At 43.8% G+C, this 17,946-nt stretch carries 14 protein-coding genes; 5 read left to right on the top strand and 9 right to left on the bottom strand.

Annotation, left to right across the window (positions count from 1 at the left end; genetic code table 11):
- Positions 1-19: 19 nt before the first annotated feature.
- The gene (gene pdxH / locus N5E84_RS16585; RefSeq protein WP_019283024.1) at positions 20-655 is read right to left on the bottom strand and encodes a pyridoxamine 5'-phosphate oxidase; all 636 of its coding nucleotides are present in this window, start codon (positions 653-655) and stop codon (positions 20-22) included.
- 297 nt (positions 656-952) lie between these two features.
- On the opposite strand from pdxH, the gene N5E84_RS16580 reads away from it, so the two are divergent.
- From N5E84_RS16580 to N5E84_RS16565, 4 genes are read left to right on the top strand one after another with little or no spacing between them, the layout of a single operon-like run.
- On the top strand, positions 953-2,344 hold the full coding sequence (locus tag N5E84_RS16580) for an HlyD family type I secretion periplasmic adaptor subunit (protein ID WP_019283025.1): 1,392 nt from the start codon (positions 953-955) through the stop codon (positions 2,342-2,344).
- Between the two features lie 44 nt (positions 2,345-2,388).
- Positions 2,389-3,051, top strand: coding sequence for a transglutaminase-like cysteine peptidase (locus tag N5E84_RS16575; RefSeq protein WP_026027195.1), 663 nt, complete (start codon positions 2,389-2,391; stop codon positions 3,049-3,051).
- 5 nt (positions 3,052-3,056) lie between these two features.
- Positions 3,057-4,967 (top strand): EAL domain-containing protein, encoded by a 1,911-nt coding sequence (locus tag N5E84_RS16570; RefSeq protein ID WP_019283026.1) that lies wholly within the window; start codon positions 3,057-3,059, stop codon positions 4,965-4,967.
- Between the two features lie 15 nt (positions 4,968-4,982).
- Positions 4,983-7,097 carry a type I secretion system permease/ATPase gene (locus N5E84_RS16565; RefSeq protein ID WP_013868207.1) on the top strand — a complete coding sequence of 705 codons (2,115 nt, stop codon included), beginning with the start codon at positions 4,983-4,985 and terminating at the stop codon, positions 7,095-7,097.
- Between the two features lie 81 nt (positions 7,098-7,178).
- Here N5E84_RS16565 and N5E84_RS16560 read toward each other — a convergent pair whose 3' ends face one another.
- Complete coding sequence (locus N5E84_RS16560; RefSeq protein ID WP_069211904.1) at positions 7,179-8,855, bottom strand: DUF342 domain-containing protein; 1,677 nt, start codon at positions 8,853-8,855, stop codon at positions 7,179-7,181.
- Between the two features lie 230 nt (positions 8,856-9,085).
- Between N5E84_RS16560 and N5E84_RS16555 the strand changes: the two genes are divergently transcribed.
- A complete protein-coding gene (locus N5E84_RS16555; protein ID WP_026027704.1) occupies positions 9,086-10,117 on the top strand; it encodes an IS630-like element ISVa15 family transposase in 1,032 nt (343 codons plus the stop codon).
- A gap of 25 nt (positions 10,118-10,142) precedes the next feature.
- Here the strand turns inward: N5E84_RS16555 and N5E84_RS16550 are convergent, their stop codons facing one another.
- Genes N5E84_RS16550 through N5E84_RS16520 form a run of 7 tightly spaced genes read right to left on the bottom strand, consistent with a single transcriptional unit; the run spans position 10,143 to position 17,945 of the window.
- Complete coding sequence (locus N5E84_RS16550) at positions 10,143-11,837, bottom strand: fused response regulator/phosphatase (protein WP_017044934.1); 1,695 nt, start codon at positions 11,835-11,837, stop codon at positions 10,143-10,145.
- An 18-nt stretch (positions 11,838-11,855) separates the two neighbouring features.
- Positions 11,856-12,155: an STAS domain-containing protein gene (locus N5E84_RS16545; RefSeq protein WP_013868210.1), complete on the bottom strand. Its 300-nt coding sequence runs from the start codon at positions 12,153-12,155 to the stop codon at positions 11,856-11,858.
- 11 nt (positions 12,156-12,166) lie between these two features.
- Complete coding sequence (locus tag N5E84_RS16540) at positions 12,167-13,345, bottom strand: methyl-accepting chemotaxis protein (protein WP_017044935.1); 1,179 nt, start codon at positions 13,343-13,345, stop codon at positions 12,167-12,169.
- A gap of 44 nt (positions 13,346-13,389) precedes the next feature.
- Positions 13,390-14,433: a chemotaxis response regulator protein-glutamate methylesterase gene (locus N5E84_RS16535; RefSeq protein WP_017042334.1), complete on the bottom strand. Its 1,044-nt coding sequence runs from the start codon at positions 14,431-14,433 to the stop codon at positions 13,390-13,392.
- Positions 14,430-15,071, bottom strand: a complete 642-nt coding sequence (locus tag N5E84_RS16530) for a chemotaxis protein CheD (RefSeq protein ID WP_019283027.1) — start codon at positions 15,069-15,071, stop codon at positions 14,430-14,432. The genes N5E84_RS16535 and N5E84_RS16530 overlap by 4 nt, the downstream gene beginning before the upstream one ends.
- A 10-nt stretch (positions 15,072-15,081) precedes the next feature.
- Complete coding sequence (locus N5E84_RS16525; RefSeq protein WP_017044936.1) at positions 15,082-15,942, bottom strand: CheR family methyltransferase; 861 nt, start codon at positions 15,940-15,942, stop codon at positions 15,082-15,084.
- Positions 15,927-17,945: a methyl-accepting chemotaxis protein gene (locus N5E84_RS16520; protein WP_019283028.1), complete on the bottom strand. Its 2,019-nt coding sequence runs from the start codon at positions 17,943-17,945 to the stop codon at positions 15,927-15,929. Before N5E84_RS16520 ends, N5E84_RS16525 begins: the two co-directional genes overlap by 16 nt.
- Position 17,946: the final 1 nt, after the last annotated feature.

Here is a 17,946-nt window from a genome sequence, read left to right as displayed (position 1 = left end):
GACTTTTAACAAGTAGGCCTTATGGTGCTAAACGTTCAGCGTCCCACTGTTGATCATGTTGCGTAAACAAGAAGCGATCATGCAAACGATGCTCACCACCTTGCCAAAATTCTATCGATTCAACTTTAACGCGATATCCTCCCCAAAAACTCGGAACTGGGATCTCACCTTGTTCAAATTTCTTTTTTAACTCCAAGTATTTACCTTCCAAAATACCACGTGCTGAGATACGGCTGCTCTGGCGACTCGCTATCGCGGCAATTTGGCTATCTTTAGGACGAGAAGTAAAATATTTCATGTTTTCAAAAGCCGACAATTTTTCAGCCTTTCCTGTGATGTGCACTTGTCTCTCTAATGGGTGCCAAGGAAAGTGCAAGCTGACTTTATTGTTGTGTTCAATATGCTGCGCTTTACGACTGCCTAAATTGGTGTAGAAAACAAAACTGTCTTTTTCGACATTTTTTAATAGCACTATACGTTGGAAAGGTTGTCCATTTTCATCAACCGTTGCCACTGTCATCGCTGTGGGATCGGTAAGACCGGCATCAATGGCCTGTTGCAGCCAAAGATTAAACTGCTCAATGGGATTTGAAAGCAAATCTTTGCGTCTTAAACCGCCTTTTATGTATTCGCGGCGGATGTCTGAAAGTTCCATCTCTGCTCCTTATGAAATTTTTGACGATTGTGCGCCTATCATCGTCATAACTCAAGAGTGCTCAGGTTCAACAAAATCAGTAATTCACAGCTAAACTCTGTAGAACGTACGCAATAGGAAGTACAATCAATTCAAATGGTGAATAGTAATCTCATGATGAGTGGCAAATCCTTAACATTTTGCTAGACAAGTAATAAAATCAAGCAACTATACCCAAACAACTTACAGTTGTAGCCTCCCTCTACAGCTTTAAGTAGAAAAGGGAAATACACTACGATTAGGCGCAAAGGATAAGCGATGAGCAACAAGAGTTATAACAAACTCTCTTCGACAGAATTGGAGTACGTAGACGACAAAACGGCGGCTCTGCTACTGAACACGCCCAACAGTGCACGTGTGATGCTCTGGGTTATGGTCTGTTTTTTTCTCTTAGCCATCGTCTGGACCTCATGGGCACAGGTCGACAAAGTGACAGTTGGACAAGGCAAAGTCGTTCCGTCATCGCAAGTTCAAGTGGTTCAAAACTTGGAAGGAGGCTTAGTCAAACAGATATTGGTTCGCGAAGGTGAACGAGTGCAAAAAGGCCAACAACTGTTATTAATTGATGACACTCGTTTCCGCTCAGACTACCGCGAACGTGAACAACAAGTCGCTAACCTTACCGCCAGTGTTCTACAGCTATCCGCTTCCATTACTAGCGTGATGATTAACGAAGAAATTGATGATGACAACTGGCAAAATAGCGTCAAAATTGACTATAACAAACTCGCCTTTCCACCGCTGTTAACAGACAACCAACCCGATTTAGTTAATAGACAAAGGGCCGCCTATCGGCAAGATCTTAATAACTTACGAAACCAACTTTCTCTTTTAGATCAACAAGTCAAACAGAAACTACAAGAGTTGGTTGAAATACAAGCGCGCGTGAAAAATTTGCGCCAAAGTTATGATTTTGCGAATAAAGAGCTTGAGATAACCAAGCCTTTAGCAGACGAAGGTGTCGTGCCACGAATTGAGCTGCTGAAACTACAGCGCCAAGTAAACGATACTCGCCGTGAAATGACCACCAGCGAGCTTAACATCCCAGTATTAAAATCAGCGATTCGCGAAGCGGTGCTCAACCGTATTGATGCGGCTCAAAAGTTTCGCTCACAGCAGCAAGACAAACTGAACGAAGCCCAAGATAGACTTTCAGCAATCACAGAATCAGCCGTTGGGCTTGAAGATAAGGTAAATCGCACTGTTGTGCTATCGCCTGTGACAGGAACGATTAAGACGCTTTACGTCAACACCGTTGGCGGTGTTATCCAGCCCGGTATGGATATTGTTGAAGTAGTCCCAACAGAGGATACCTTGCTTGTGGAAGCGCAAATTGCCCCACAAGACATCGCCTTCTTAAGACCAGAGTTGCCTGCCATAGTAAAATTCAGCGCCTATGATTTCACCAAATATGGCGGCTTGGAAGGGACACTTGAGCATATCAGTGCCGACACAACTCAAGATGAAGAAGGCAAAAGCTATTATTTAGTCCGAGTAAGGACCAATCAAACCAGCTTAGGGCATGATGCTAACCTGCCTATCATCTCAGGAATGACGGCCTCTGTTGATATTATTACGGGTAAACGAACCGTGATGGATTATCTACTAAAGCCCATACTCAGTGCACAAAAAAATGCGCTAAGAGAATAAGGTTCACTTATGCTTTTTAATATATTCATGATTGACGGTTTTTGATGAAGTTTTGGCTGCCACTGGTTTTATTGCTATTTATGCCCTCATCCCCCCAAGCGCTCAACACCAAAGAGCAGCAGTGGGTCGATGCGGTCGCGCTTACCTATGGCACAAGAGCGGGAAAACGCGTCGAAACATGGCGCAAAGAAATTGCCAAGCACCAAAATGCTCCCGAACGTGACAAATTGACCGAAATAAATCGATTTTTCAATCAGCTGTACTTTGTTAATGATATCGATTTATGGGGGAAAAATGACTACTGGGCGACACCACTTGAGTTTCTAGGAAGCAACGCAGGGGATTGCGAAGATTTCACAATTGCGAAGTACTTCTCCCTGCTTGAACTGGGTATCGATGATAAAAAGTTGCGCCTCGTGTATGTTAAAGCCATTGAATTAAATCAGTTTCATATGGTTCTTGCGTACTATTCAACACCCAATGCCGAGCCCTTAATTTTAGACAATATAAACCCTGAGATTAAGCCAGCATCAACACGCCGTGATCTGTTACCGATCTACAGCTTTAACGGTAAAAATTTATGGCTAATGAAATCCAAAAATGGCCAGCTTGCAGGAGACTCTTCACGATTAAGTCTTTGGAATGACTTACGTGAACGGGAACGCTCGCTAAAATTGAATAAACCAATTGTAAGTTACGATGAGTAAGTAATATGACGCTATATAAACAACTTGTCGCGGGAATGATTGCCGTCTTCATTATGCTGATGACTTCAGTCTTTATTATTGAATTCAATACGACCCGCAACAACTTAGAGCAGCAGCAGCGCTCTGAAGTCAACAACACCATCAACACCGTCGGTTTGGCGCTGGCACCTTATTTGGAGAAGAAAGATAAGATTGCGGTTGAGTCGGTTATCAATGCCTTGTTTGATGGCAGCTCTTACTCAGTCGTACGATTGATTTTTCTAGACGATGACGAAGAGATTCTGCGATCTTACCCTGTAAAACCTAATAACGTTCCGCAATGGTTTACCAATTTACACCTGTTTGCACCGATCCATGATCAACGCGTTGTAACCAGTGGTTGGATGCAGCTTGCTGAAGTCGAAATTGTCAGCCACCCTGGCGAGGCCTATGCGCAATTATGGAAGGCGCTGATTCGGCTACTTATCGCGTTTAGCGCTATTTTTGTGATTGGCCTTGCCGCCATCGCTTTCATTCTGAAGCGCGCTTTACGCCCGCTGCAAATGATTGTCGAAAAAATGGAGCAAGTCGCACGCAACCATTTTGGTGAACCGCTACCGCGGCCAGCGACCAAAGATCTGATTTATGTAGTTGATGGTATCAATAGCATGTCAGCGCAGGTTGAAAAAGCGTTCAAAGCTCAGGCGCAAGAAGCTCAGCAACTGCGTGAGCGTGCTTATATTGACCCAGTTTCTCAACTTGGCAACCGCGCCTATTACATGAGTCAACTCAGTAGTTGGCTATCAGAAAGTGCCATAGGTGGCGCTGCTATTTTGCAAGCAGAGTTTATCAAAGAGCTTTACGAAGAAAAGGGTTATGAAGCAGGCGATGGTATGGTACGCCATTTGGCTGAGCATCTAAAAGTGTCGATTACTTCACCTGATGTGACTCTGGCACGCATTTCTACCGAAGAGTTTGGCTTTATTTTGCCCAACATGGAAGAGAGTGAACTCAAAATCATCGCCGATAGTATTATGAATTTTGTGCAAGACACTCTAGCCGACCCGACTGGCATGGCATCAGCCAAAGTCTCTTTAGGTGTTGTTCATAATAAAGAACCAAAATCTTCAACGCAGTTACTTTCCTTGCTCGACAACGCGTTAGCCATTGCAACTGCAAATCCAGAGCTGATTTACGGCTTTGTCAGCAGTGAAACCAAACAAACTGTGATGGGTAAACAGCAATGGAAAGCATTGGTTGAAGAAGCTATCCATAGCGATTGGTTCAGTTTCCGTTTGCAGTCAGCCAATAATAGCTGGGGACAAACTTTCCACCGCGAAGTTTTTTCAGCGATTGAGCACGATGGCAAACGCTACAGCGCTAACCAATACTTATTTGCACTCGACCAACTCAATGCCAGCCATATTTTTGATGAATATGTTATTGAAACGATGATTCGCAAGCTCGAAACGGGAGAGATAGCCGAACCATTAGCCATTAATATCGCTCAAAGCAGCCTTTCTCAACCCAGTTTTATTCGTTGGGTCACTCAGACTCTGGCGAAGCATCGCTCTATCTGTGAGAACCTACACTTTGAAATACCGGAAAACGCATTCCTCAACGCCCCTCACCATACGGCGCTATTTTGTAATGCCATAAGAGCAGCTGGCGCAGACTTTGGTGTCGATAACTATGGCCGGAATTTCCAATCATTAGACTACATCAACGAGTACCGTCCAAAATACGTGAAACTCGATTATCTATTTACTCACCATCTCGACGATGAAAAGCAAAAATTCACCTTAACGTCGATTTCTCGCACAGCACACAATTTAGGAATCACCACAATTGCGTCAAGGGTAGAAACGCAAACTCAACTTGATTTCCTTTCCGAGCATTTTATAGAAGTCTTCCAAGGCTTTATTGTGGATAAATAAAAAAGGTCAGATGTAATGCAAGACACGCTACTCAATTCGCTTATCTATGTGAGTCGTTATTATGGATTGGCGAATTCCCCAGAAGCACTGATCAACGGCCTACCTTTATCAGATGGGAAACTGACGCCTTTTCTCTTTCCTCGAGCAGCCGAAAGAGCGGGGTTAATCGCCAAGGAAAATCGCTCAGCATTGGATCAAATCCCAAAATTGGTTTTCCCCGTTATCTTAATTTTAAAAGGCGGTGAAGCCTGTGTGCTCAGCAGCATCAACGAAGCGAATCAAGAAGCTGAGGTCGTCACTGCGGAGTCTGGTCTAATCCCCGTAGCTATTCCCTTAGAGGAACTGACTGAACGCTATATTGGCCGCTACTTCATGGTGAAAAAACAGTTTCGCTATGACGAGCGCTCACCAGAAATATTAAAGACCCGTGATGGCCACTGGTTTTGGGGTACGTTATGGCAGTCAAAGCACATTTATCGTGATGTGTTGATCGCTTCCATTTTAATCAATTTGTTTGCCATTGCGGCACCAATGTTCAGCCGTTTAGTGTATGACAAAGTCGTGCCTAACCTTGCGTTTGAAACCTTGTGGGTATTAGCGAGCGGGATTTTTGTAATCTTCTTATTCGATCTGCTCCTCAAACTACTTCGCAGTTATTTTATTGATGTGGCGGGCAAAAAATCTGACATTCTGATCTCTTCCAAGCTCTTTAGTAAAGTGATGGGGATCAGAATGGAGTCTCGTCCTCCCTCTGTCGGTGCGTTTGCGCGACATTTACAAGAGTTCGAATCCATACGCGAATTCTTTACCTCAGCAACCATCTCATCATTGATTGACCTGCCATTTGCACTGCTCTTTTTAGTGCTGATCTGGCTAATGGCGGGCAGCTTAGTGCTGGTACCTATCGCTGGTGTACTGATCATTGCTATCTATTCTCTGCTCATCCAAGCACCTCTACGACGTGCGATTGAAGAGGGCTCTCGACTGGCATCACAAAAATACGCCAACCTGATTGAAAGTTTAGCTGGACTTGAAACGGTGAAACTCTTTGGCGCTCAAAGTCAGTTTCAATATCGCTGGGAAGAAGCGGTCGCGCACATGGCGAACTGGAACATTAAAAGCCGTAGAATTACTGATGGTATTCAAAATACTGCCGGCTTTGTTCAGCAAGCCGCGAACGTTGGCATGATCATCTTAGGCGTCTATCTGATATCCAACGGCGATTTAACTATGGGTGGGCTCATCGCCGCAACCATGCTCAGCGGCCGTGCGATTGGCCCAATGGTGCAACTATCATTACTTTCAACACGCTACAACCAAGCCAAATCGTCCTTAAAAATCATTGAGCAAGTGATGCAAATGCCAGATGAGCAAGAAGAAGGTAAACGCTATATTCATCGTCCGATTGTGCAAGGTAAAATTGAGCTAGACAAAATCACTTTTCACTATCCAAATGCGCCTGTTGCATCAATACGTGACTTAAGTATAACGATTCATCCGGGTGAAAAAGTAGCGATCATAGGCCGCATCGGCTCAGGGAAGACCACCTTAGAGCGCCTTATCATGGGGTTATATCAACCGACCGAGGGGAATGTTCGCATTGATGACACCGATATCGCGCAACTGCATCACATTGATGTGAGACGTAATATTGGTTGCGTACCTCAAGACAGCAACCTATTTTACGGTTCAATTCGCGATAACATCACGCTCGGGCGTCCCTTAGTTGATGATAGAGATGTGATGGATGCCGCTAACCGAGCGGGAGTTACCGCGTTCACACAGCAAGACCCTGCGGGGTTAGAACGACAAGTGGGTGAAGGCGGCTTGTTGTTGTCTGGTGGTCAGAGGCAAGCGGTAGCCATTGCTCGTGCACTGCTCGGACGCCCACCCGTTTTGCTACTTGATGAGCCCACCAGCGCCATGGACAATCGCTCTGAAATGCACATCAAACATCAACTGTCTCAATTGACACCAAGTGAGACGTTAATATTAATTACTCATAAAACGTCAATGCTCGATGTGGTTGATCGCGTCATTGTTATGGAGAAAGGCTGTGTCATTGCCGATGGTCCTAAATCGATGGTGTTAAACGATCTCAAACAGGGCAAAGTGAGATCAGTGCAATAACCACCTTACTAGAAATAGCATAATATGCAAAAAACGAGGCAAAATGCCTCGTTTTTTGCTTAGCACTCTGAGATAAGAATGTTAGATCCCTCCGACATCTTCATCTTCAAGCATCGAAGCACATTTAATCTCATACTGGTTAAATGAGAAGATACTAGCGCCATGAGCCCGCTTGGTGATGATCCGCTCATCATCAAATTGCACCGAAACATGGGTATAAACTTTATTTTTGACTTCGATCGTATTCATTTCGAGCAATTGCTCAAACTCCTCTCCCAGCATATCCAACGCCAATTTTGCTTTTTCTAAACGATCATTAGTCTGTTTCTTAAATTCATCAATTTTTAGCAATTCCTCTTCCGAGCGTTCCGCTTTAGGCTTTTTCTTAAATTCAATTTCACGGCGGATCACTTCCATCGTCGCTTCTTGCGCTTGTTTATAATGCTCTTTGTGTTTCGCGACCCGTTCTTTATACACAGCATAACGAGCAAAAGCCTGCACAGCCGTGGCGGTATCGCCTTCAACGCCTAGATTGAAGCAAACGATCTTACCACCAACTTTCGCGTGGCCACCGCTGAGCGTGCCTTGCTTCTCTTTACTATCTAATACTTTTAGATCATTGCCACAGCGTAATTCATTGCTCATACTGTGAACCGCTAAATTGATGTCATCTGCCGCTTGCAGTTCGCTAAATTGAGCATAGTTAGCCGTGATAGAGCCTCCTGATTTGATAATGCACGTTCTTGCTTCATCATCAAACACCGTATGGCCAATAATGCCTTTACCAACATCAATATTACCTTGGGCTTGAACATCAGCAGACTCAACAAACCCACCGATGGTGATTGAGCCCGTCGCTCTCACGATCATCCCAGGCTCGACATCACCCGTGATGACAACACATCCTTTAAATTTCACGTGGCCAGTCGCTACACTGACGTTGTTTAAACATAAAGCGTTATCGACATCAACCGTTTTACTTTTCAGGATAGGCATGCCCGCTTGACTGGCCAGTAGCACATTCGGATCATTGGGTGAGATGTAAGACCCCTTTCCTGCAACTAAGGCTGAGTCTTTACCTGGTTTAGGATCCAGCACTTTTCCCTGCACGGTATAGCCTGGCGTTCCTTTGGTTGCAGGAATTCGACGCATCACTTCATCATCTTGACCAACAGTGATGGTTTCACCTAAGTTGCGCATATCAATTTTATTCTGTCCTTGCTTTTTGGTCGGAGCTAACACGCGCTTACTGACATCCTCAACCAAAGGAACAAATTGTGCGTCTTTACCTTGAATGGGTTCACGCCCCTGCGCAACAGGTTGAGTGTATACTTCCCCTGGCTTCAAGGTATTACTTACCATTAACACTTTCTTTAAAGCCAGTTTGTTGATGCCTTTTGTCACATGGGAATGAGCCAATGCATACACCAACTCACTACCGCGCAATGCTCTGCCACCATATGCACCCGTCACGACCATGCTGGCTAACATATCTCGATCACTAAATTCAATCTCAACCGAAGCGTTCTTTTTCTCTGCAATGGTGATTCCAGAGAATGCTTCACCCTTACCCTCTTTTGCATAGTTGATAAAGCGGGTAACTTCAGTTTCATTTAAGAAAAATGTCGATGCAGATAACTCAAACAATGCTTCTTTCAAGCCTGCTTGGTCAAAATTTTTGTCGATGGACTCCGTCCCAGGCAGCTGGGCAATGACTTGTTTTTTGTCCTCTGAAAGCGAAATTAAGCGTTTCCACATACTACTTAACCCATATGGTTAGATTCCGTTCGTATGGCAGTGTATACAATTTACAGTATGGACTAAATCTTTAGGCAACCAAATTAAGGGCTACATCACTTAGTCACGACGAAACGAACCACATAACCTAAAAATAAACGAAAGAATGAGTTACGCAGAATTTTACAGTGTATACCCGTGATCATTGAAGATGCTTGATTTTCAATAGAATCAGGATCATGCTACAAACCATGAAAATCACACTGACTCCTCAACAGAAACTGCAACTCGAACAGATGCACGACATTGAGCGTGATAGTCGAGTTTGCGACCGTATTAAGGCTGTTTTGCTGGCTTCTGAAGGCTGGAGTCAGACTATGATTTCACAAGCTCTTCGTATTCATGAATCGACCGTTGCACGTCACCTCAGTGACTACGTACTTTCTGAAAAACTTAAGCCTGAGAATGGAGGAAGCCAAAGCAAGCTTTCTGCTATTCAAACCATGCACCTAATCGAGCATTTGACTGAGAAAACCTATTCTCATACTCATCAAATTGTCGCCTATGTTAAAGAGACGTTTGGGCTTGATTATACTGTTTCTGGTATGAACAAATGGCTTCACCATAATGGTTTTAGCTACAAGCAACCGAAAGGCATACCACACAAGTTTGATGAAGCAAAACAGCAAGCATTCATAGAGGCGTATGAAGCGCTAAAGGCAAGCTGTGGCGAGGATGAATCGATAGTCTTTATCGATGCAGTTCACCCAACACTATCAACAAAGATATCGCATGGCTGGATACGTACTGGTCAGGATAAAGTGATTGAAACAACGGGTAATCGTAGCCGATTGAACATTATTGGCGCACTGAACCTGTCGGATATTGGTGCAACCATTGTTCACGACTATGAGAGCATTAACAGTGAATCGATTGTTCGTTTTTTCTGTAAGTTAAGAGAGAGTTATTCGTTAGCCCATAAGCTTCATATCATATTAGATGGTGCGGGATATCACCGCAGTGACTTAGTCAAAGATGCGGCGTTTGTCCTGAATATTAAACTGCATTATCTTCCACCTTACAGTCCAAACCTCAACCCAATAGAGCGGCTATGGAAAGTAATGAATGAGAAGTCGAGGAACAACGTTTACTTCAAAAGAAAACGGGACTTCAAGGCGGCAATAGACCAATTTTTTTCTGTGACTCTTCCAGAGATCGCAGGCTCTTTGACATCTCGAATTAATGATCATTTTCAGGTTCTCAAGCCTGCATCTTCAAGTTGATTCGGTATAAATAATCTGTTCAGTATTAAGACAATATCGGAAAATCATGTTTACTGTTAAAGGCGTAAGTCACCTTAACAGTGCAACCATCTTTTGAATATTCCAATGACTCACACAATTTAGAGACCAAAATAATCCCTCGACCGTGTGTACAGTTGCCGTCTGCAACCGTATGTTGGTAGTCAAAGCCTTCGCCATTATGCTCAAGTGAAAAGCTCAATTGTCCCACCGTTGGGTCATAATCAATGTCTAGTTTAATCCATAACGATTCATCTAACTCATCCATACACTCTTCACGTCGTTGGTAAAAAGTGAGAAATCCATCTGGGTCATCTTTTAGTGAAGAATTAAGTTTTAATAACCCATGCTCAATGGCATTAGCAAACAGTTCTGACAATACAGAGCAAACGAGGTCAAGATGCTCGCCACCACTGATAAAACCGCGAACAATGTTACGCATCTCGACCATAATTGAAATCTTTTTAAGAATTGAAGCAGGAAAAAAGAGATGGCTTTGCATTGGTATATGGCTAAGAAACTGTTTTTTTTGCGACGCTAATATTTCATTATTATTGGTAATTGGAAATGTCATTGAAAGAATTGAGAGGTCATCACCATGACCACGATTGGAAAACTGGCATACTTCATCGTACAAATCTGAAATCTGAGTCTTACCGTTCCGTTGCAAAACTTGTTCGAGTCGCAACTGGCCAAATTGTTCCCCGTTTTCATTCATCGCTTCGGTAATACCGTCGGTATAACAGAGGATAGTTTGGTTAGGTTTTAATTTGAGATGAACTAAATTTACTTCAAATTCATCAGCATCCAGAACTCCCAGTGGCATATGTGTGGAAACGAGACGACGAACGATGTTGCTCTCTTCATCCAGTAAATAACCATCAGGCAAACCACCTCCCCACCACGAAACCTCGAAGCCGTTGGCTCGTATCTCAAATACACTGGCCGCAAGCATCATGCCAACAGGCAAAAACTTTACTAGCGCACTATTAAGTTCAGCGACCATTTCGCCAAGCGACATCCCCTTTTCAGCCATTGAAAAAAAAGTACGCGTAGCAGGGATCGTTGAAATCGCGGCAGGTAATCCATGCCCAGTGGCATCGGCGATCATGATGTAGACGCCACCATAGGGCCGGTTCGCCACAATGATGAGATCACCATTAAAAATGGTCGAAGGTGTGGAGATATAACTGATGCCATAGATATTGCTGACTTTTGCACTCATCTCCTCCATTAAATTGGTGAAAATGGATTCGGCGATGGCATAGTCATATTGTACTTGTTCGTTGAAATAATTGAGTTTATCTCGCTGTTGAGTGACTTCATTATGCATTTTCACAATACGGTAATGAGCCTGCACTTTAGCGAGCAGTACGCTTCGCTCTACTGGTTTAAGAATAAAATCATCGCCCAGCGATAAGCAACGTTCAAACGAATCATGATCATCAAGCACGGTCAAAAATATAATGGGGATATGGTGATTTGGAAAAGAGTCGCGGATCTCTTTTGCGGTGGTGAAACCATCTTTAACTGGCATCATCACATCTAACAAAATAACGTCGGGTAAGACGTCCATGACGAGCATCGCCTCAACAGCATCAGCGCCATTTTCGAAGGTATCTATGTGCTCAACAATAGGCGATAAAATAAACCGACAGAGCTCTCTATTTGATTTATGGTCATCAACAATCGTTACGCGCATCGGCTCACTCCTTAAGCATTATTCGATACTAAATTTTTTATCAAATCGAGAAATCAGTAAGATTTTCCTTATTTGGGGTAAGGTATTGGTAATTCGGATCATGCCATCACTTTGCTCAAGATATTTCTGCATATTGAGCAGCATGCCAAGACCAGCACTGTCAATATAGTCCACCTTGCGTAAATCAATGGTGAATCTAAAACCTCGATAGGGTGAATAACTATTACGAAATTCTTTAACTAGGTTAAAGCCAAAAGCACCATCAATCGCGATAGTAATGTGTTTCGCATTGCTATCTATTTCAGTTTCTATACTCATCGTACTCCCTCCTAGAAAAGCTCGACTTCGCCTTCGTCCATATTAGTTTGGATTGCGGCGGGACCACTTCGATTGTGCAAGCGCTCTGTCAATTGGTGAAGTTGTTCTGCCCATGCTGCTTTAGTCATGCTTTGTGTTAGTAAAGCGTTCAATAGCTCATTTGCTTCTTGCAAATAATCAATAGACGCATGCGCATAATCACTTTGTTGAACCACAATGTCAGCAAATTGAAGGGCACGGACGCCATTACTCACTTGCTGGGTTAATTCTTGTCCTAATTCTTGAATTTTTTGCACTTCTTGCTCTATTTCTATATTCACTTGTTGGACACCACGCAGCATGTGGTCCACTTTCTCTTTCGACTCAATCACGTGAGTCATATCTATCGATGCCATTTCGCCAACGGTTTTGTTTGCTCTTTGTACTGTTTGTTGAGCAACATTAATTTCTGATTCAATTTGAGTATTCAGCGTTCTTGCTTTAACCGACAAGTCGCGCACCTCTTGAGCCACGACCGCGAAGCCTCGCCCGGCCTCGCCCGCTCGCGCTGCTTCAATCGCCGCATTCAGCGCCAATAAGTTGGTCTGTTCCGATAGGCTTCTCACTTGATTTAACAGTTTAAAGACCATATCCAATTTTTCTGACATGTCGTGAATGCTGTGTACCGCTGAAATGCTTTTCTCCGAAATATCAATCAGAATTTGTACAAAACCATCAATAATCGCCTCAGTCTTTGGTAGTACGGTGGTGAGATCATATTCGCTGCCTTGGTTTGCCAATAAGTTATTGACCAAGGTACTTGAGACGTGACTCTGTTTTTGGCTGATATCTTGCAAGCCAAAAAATGCGTTATTTAATGTCTCTACTGAACCTTCAATCACGGTGTGCTGCATGGTTAAAGGGCTACTCACTTTAGGTAGCGTCTCTTTGAACAGTTTTTCAATACTCTGTAGATGTTGCTGCGTTTCAAGAGTGGATTCTTCTTCAACCTTATTTTGGTTAGCTTTAGCTTTGTTTTGTTCACTAAAATTCATAGACAATACTAGCCAAGGTATTGCTGCCGCAAAAATCATTAGCCCCATGCTCCATAAATTAGGGGAGTGAAGCATGACGGCAAAAAGGGCCATTAGCTGCAAAACTAAAGCTAAAATATATTTTGCTTTTGGTGTCACTGTTTTATTTATCATCACCCATTCCTTGCTTCTCTATGTTGAGCTTATTTAATGAGACAACACTAGCGATAGAGCTCATCACAAATCCATTGTGGTATGGCATTTAACGCTTTGATATTCTGTGTTGCGCCAATCTCTACTGCCGCTTTGGGCATTCCCCACACCACTGATGTTTTTTCGTCTTGAGCTAAAGTCAATGCGCCACACAACTTCATTTTGAGCATGCCTTGCGCTCCATCTTTACCCATCCCGGTTAAGAGGATACCGATGGCTTTGTCTCCCACATTTTCAGCAACCGTATCAAACATCACATCTACTGAGGGTTTATGACGATTGACCGCAGGTCTATCGTCAACTTGACAGTAAAGGTGAGTGCCTTTTTTTATCACCATCAGATGCTTATCTCCGGGAGCAACATAAGCGCATCCATTCACTAAAGGCGCTTGATTAGCGGACAACTCTCTCACCTCTACGGCGCTACAAAGATTCAAACGCTCTGCAAAGGGGCGAGTAAACATCGCACTGATATGTTGAGTGATCACGATCGGTGGCAACCCTGCTGGTAAAACAGAGAATATGCTTTTTAATGCTTCTGTTCCGCCCGTTGAGGCTCCAATCGCGATCAACTGATAACGCGCCTCTTGGTGGCTAGCCGCTATCAGTTCGACCTGATTAACCGCCGCAGAATGATGCGATTGAACGACATTTGCCCCTGCCGCCATTTTTATTTTGTCGTTCACCAGCTCCCTATAACTTGCCATTTCAGCCGTGTTTTCGACCGACGGTTTAGGGAAGTAATCCACTGCACCAAGCTCTAATGCTTCTAACGTGGCTTGAGCGCCATGCTGGGTCAAGGTTGAAATCATCACTACCGGCATAGGGCGTAACCGCATAATATTTTTTAAAAATTGCACGCCATTCATTTTTGGCATTTCAATATCTAGCGTTAGCACATCAGGGTTGTGCTGCTTGATAAGCTCTCGGGCTTGGTAAGGATCTTGTGCCATTGCGACGACGTCTAACATAGGGTCAGCATTAATCAGCTCGCAGAGCAGTGCTCTAAAAACGGGAGAATCATCGACAATCAGCACTTTGATTTTTTTCATTTAAATAGCTCCACATCATCACTCTCTTTATGCGCTTTACGATCCAACTGTGTGGCATAAACCTTTTCTTGAAAACTTAACCGGCTCACTTCAGTTAATGGAATTCTTTTTAGCCACACTTTACCTGTCATGGGTTCGAAAATGACTTTTCTCGGTTCGTCACCCCCCAAGTCACTGGCTTCGACAATAAGCCTTTCTTGCTCAACATAGTTTTTGATGAAATCTATGTTTTTCTGGCCAATCATGGCTTTAAAACCCAGCATTTGTGCTCCACCAAAGAGTTTTACTCGTAAGCGCTGACGCTCAGCCCCCATTTTGATCAACTGATTAATCAGTAGCTCCATCGCATAGCAACCATAACGAGAGGCGGTTGAAGCAATATCATCAGGATGCCAGTGATCAATTTGTGAATAATTATCAAAAGGCAATAAAAAATGGTTCATCCCCCCAACTTTGGCCGCTTGGTCCCACATACAGGCGGTAACGCAAGAACCTAAACCGGTACAAATGACCTCTTGTCGCATCGTACAGTACAACCCACCGGGCAAAACCTTTACCCAATCCACTTTTTGTTGGGGATGATAAAATCGGCTGAAATTCCGATTGTCGGTTGCCAAATGCATCGCCAACGAGGTCATTAATTGTTCCTCATTTTTTCACGTAAATGGTGTGGCCGAGATGATGAAAAACATCAGCACAGCGCCCCACACTTTCTGAATGACCCAAAAATAAAATCCCATTCGGTTTCAACCATTCATAGAACCTTTCGATCAAAGCCTCCTGCGTGGGTTTATCAAAGTAGATCATCACGTTTCGGCACGAAATGAGGTCTAAATTCTTAGGTAACGTCCAAGGAGATAATAAATTCAGTTGCTGAAAATGAACAAAACGTTGCAACTGGCTGGCGATTTTTATTTTTCCCTGTTTGATACCGCGCCCTTTTACAAAGCACTTTTTAAGATAGTGCTGTGGAATAGTAACCACAGCCTCATCGGTATAAATGCCCGCTTGCGCATGTGCCAAAACCTGTGTGTCTAAATCTGTTGCGTAGATATCAACATTGTCTGCGAAATCAAATAAACCGCTGCTGTATAACGACGCAATAAAGCTGTATGGCTCTTCACCACTAGAGCAGCCAGCAGACCAAATTTTAGGATGACGCACGCCCTGTGATCGCCACTCATCGAGCAGTACTTTTTCTAAAAACTCAAAGTGGTGATACTCGCGAAAAAACTGGGTTTTGTTAGTCGTTAACGCATTGATGAAGTGGATCCGCTCTTGCTCATTATGCTCAATAAGCTCCTTGTAATCACAGAAACGCTGAATCCCCCGTCGACGCATCTGACGGCTCAAACGGCCGTAAACCATCGCTCGCTTCGCATCCGACAAGTAAATGCCGGCCGTTTTGTGCATAAACCACTGGATGAATTTGAAATCCTTTGCGGTGAGTTCAAATTCTTGGTCATTGTTCATCATGATTGGATGGCTATCTGTTAGAACTCTTCCCATTCATCTCCATCCTCATTGAGGTTGAGCCCAGAATTGGCAACGTTATTGGTGGCTTTAATGCCTGCCACTTTCTTGACCTTGGGTTTGGGTTGATGGGCGGAGATGGGTGTTCTTTTGGGCTCGAACGTTTTGATGTTGTCATCGGTGGTGAAATAGCTCATCAAGCTAATCAGCTCTTTCCCTTCATCTTTCAACGATTGGCTGGCCGCAGAGGTTTGTTCAACAAGAGAGGCATTTTGCTGCGTCATCTCATCCATGGCTGTAATTGCACGATTGATTTCGTCAATGCCCGTCGATTGTTCAATACTGGATGATGCAATTTGGGCGATGAGATCAGATACTTTTGCTACAGCGTCCACAATCTCATTCAACGTTGCTCCTGACTCATCAACTAAACGCGATCCCTCTTCGACTTTCTCAACACTATCTTTAATCAGCCCTTTAATCTCTTTCGCCGCTGCTGCGCTACGCTGCGCAAGGTTTCGAACCTCTCCAGCAACAACAGCAAATCCACGCCCTTGTTCTCCGGCTCTTGCCGCTTCTACCGCTGCGTTCAAAGCCAATAAATTGGTTTGAAAGGCTATCTCGTCTATCACTCCAATAATATCGGCAATCTTCTTACTCGAACGATTAATTTCCGACATGGCCGAGATCGCTTGCCCCACCACTTCACCACCTTTACTGGCTTTTTTGGCAGCATCACTCGCTAGATCGTTCGCACCTTTGGCGTTATCTGCATTTTGGCGCACGGTCGCTGTCATCTCTTCCATACTGGCGGCCGTTTCTTCTAAATTGGATGCTTGAGCTTCCACCCGTTGGCTCAAATCATTATTGCCTTGCGCGATTTCCGTTGACGCCGTAGCCACTCTGGCAGAAGAAATGGTGATCTTTTCAACCATATCGCGCAGGTTAGCAATCGAGGTATTGACCGCATTTTGCAGTTGACCAAACTCACCTTGGCTGCCCTCTTCCATCTTGGTATTCAAATCGCCATCCGCCACTTTGCTCATGACGTCAATACACTGAGCCAGCGGTGAAACTAAGGTATCAAGCAAGTTATTAATCCCCTCACCCAACTCCCGCATAAATCCGCTGTACACGGTGGTATCAATTCGTTCATTCAACTGCCCTGCGATCGCTTTTTGAATGAGGCTCTCTACTTGGTATTGACCATCTTGTTGTTCGGTAATATCGATCCATTGCAATGCAGGGCCAATGTATTCCCCTTTGTGATTGTGCATCGCAATACAAGTTAAATTAAATTGCAGCGCCCCCACTTTGATGTTGGATGAAAATGGCAAACGATCAGGGTTGGCAATTATGCTACGTTGATGGCCCGGGTTTTTATGAAAGATATCGATATTTTGTCCGACCAGATTATTGACGTCAAAGCTTGTTAATACTGTCCTCAACTCACTTTCTCTTGTACGCATCAACTTGGTCAATGAAGGGTTTAAGTATTGAATAATACCCTCTTTATCGGCCATCATTAGGTTGGTTGTCATCCCCTCGACTGCCGAAGCTAAGCGGCCAATTTCTTGCTCTTTTGCAATCTCTTGAGTGACATCACGCCACTCTAATGTGTTCCCGATATAAATACCGTCTTCATCAATAATGGCGCCAACATTAAGCTCGATCTTCACTCCTTTAATCGTAATCATGGTAGTGAAAGGCAAGTTGGCTGGATTCGACAACATGTGGCGTTGATGCTGTGGATTGACGTGAAAACCATCGATGCAGTAGCCAATCAATGACGACTCTTCAGCTTTAAAATCAGGCCAGACACTTTGAAAAAGTACTTCATGCTGCTTGAGTAGAATCAATGACTGCTTATTGAGATAGGTGATTTGAAAATCTCGGTTAATCATCATCAATGCGGTTTTTGCTGCATTAAGAGCAGAAAGAAGCTGCTGATTGGAGAGCCCTTCATTCTCATCGACCAATGGATCTTCTATCTGCTCAACAAATTTTTTTGGTTCTGGTTTGCGGTTCCAAAATGCCATG

Origin of the sequence: Vibrio sp. J502, assembly GCF_025397955.1 — a bacterium.
Classification (GTDB): domain Bacteria; phylum Pseudomonadota; class Gammaproteobacteria; order Enterobacterales; family Vibrionaceae; genus Vibrio; species Vibrio anguillarum.
Note: the sequence above shows the minus strand (reverse complement) of the source record. Positions and strands in the feature narration are given on the sequence as shown.

Excerpts from the sequence above, each read along its gene's own strand:
- pdxH (WP_019283024.1), bottom strand. The coding sequence starts at position 655 with ATGGAACTTTCAGACATCCGCCGCGAATACATAAAAGGCGGTTTAAGA.
- N5E84_RS16580 (WP_019283025.1), top strand. The coding sequence starts at position 953 with ATGAGCAACAAGAGTTATAACAAACTCTCTTCGACAGAATTGGAGTAC.
- N5E84_RS16575 (WP_026027195.1), top strand. The coding sequence starts at position 2,389 with ATGAAGTTTTGGCTGCCACTGGTTTTATTGCTATTTATGCCCTCATCC.
- N5E84_RS16570 (WP_019283026.1), top strand. The coding sequence starts at position 3,057 with ATGACGCTATATAAACAACTTGTCGCGGGAATGATTGCCGTCTTCATT.
- N5E84_RS16565 (WP_013868207.1), top strand. The coding sequence starts at position 4,983 with ATGCAAGACACGCTACTCAATTCGCTTATCTATGTGAGTCGTTATTAT.
- N5E84_RS16560 (WP_069211904.1), bottom strand. The coding sequence starts at position 8,855 with ATGTGGAAACGCTTAATTTCGCTTTCAGAGGACAAAAAACAAGTCATT.
- N5E84_RS16555 (WP_026027704.1), top strand. The coding sequence starts at position 9,086 with ATGAAAATCACACTGACTCCTCAACAGAAACTGCAACTCGAACAGATG.
- N5E84_RS16550 (WP_017044934.1), bottom strand. The coding sequence starts at position 11,837 with ATGCGCGTAACGATTGTTGATGACCATAAATCAAATAGAGAGCTCTGT.
- N5E84_RS16545 (WP_013868210.1), bottom strand. The coding sequence starts at position 12,155 with ATGAGTATAGAAACTGAAATAGATAGCAATGCGAAACACATTACTATC.
- N5E84_RS16535 (WP_017042334.1), bottom strand. The coding sequence starts at position 14,433 with ATGAAAAAAATCAAAGTGCTGATTGTCGATGATTCTCCCGTTTTTAGA.
- N5E84_RS16530 (WP_019283027.1), bottom strand. The coding sequence starts at position 15,071 with ATGACCTCGTTGGCGATGCATTTGGCAACCGACAATCGGAATTTCAGC.
- N5E84_RS16525 (WP_017044936.1), bottom strand. The coding sequence starts at position 15,942 with ATGGGAAGAGTTCTAACAGATAGCCATCCAATCATGATGAACAATGAC.
- N5E84_RS16520 (WP_019283028.1), bottom strand. The coding sequence starts at position 17,945 with ATGGCATTTTGGAACCGCAAACCAGAACCAAAAAAATTTGTTGAGCAG.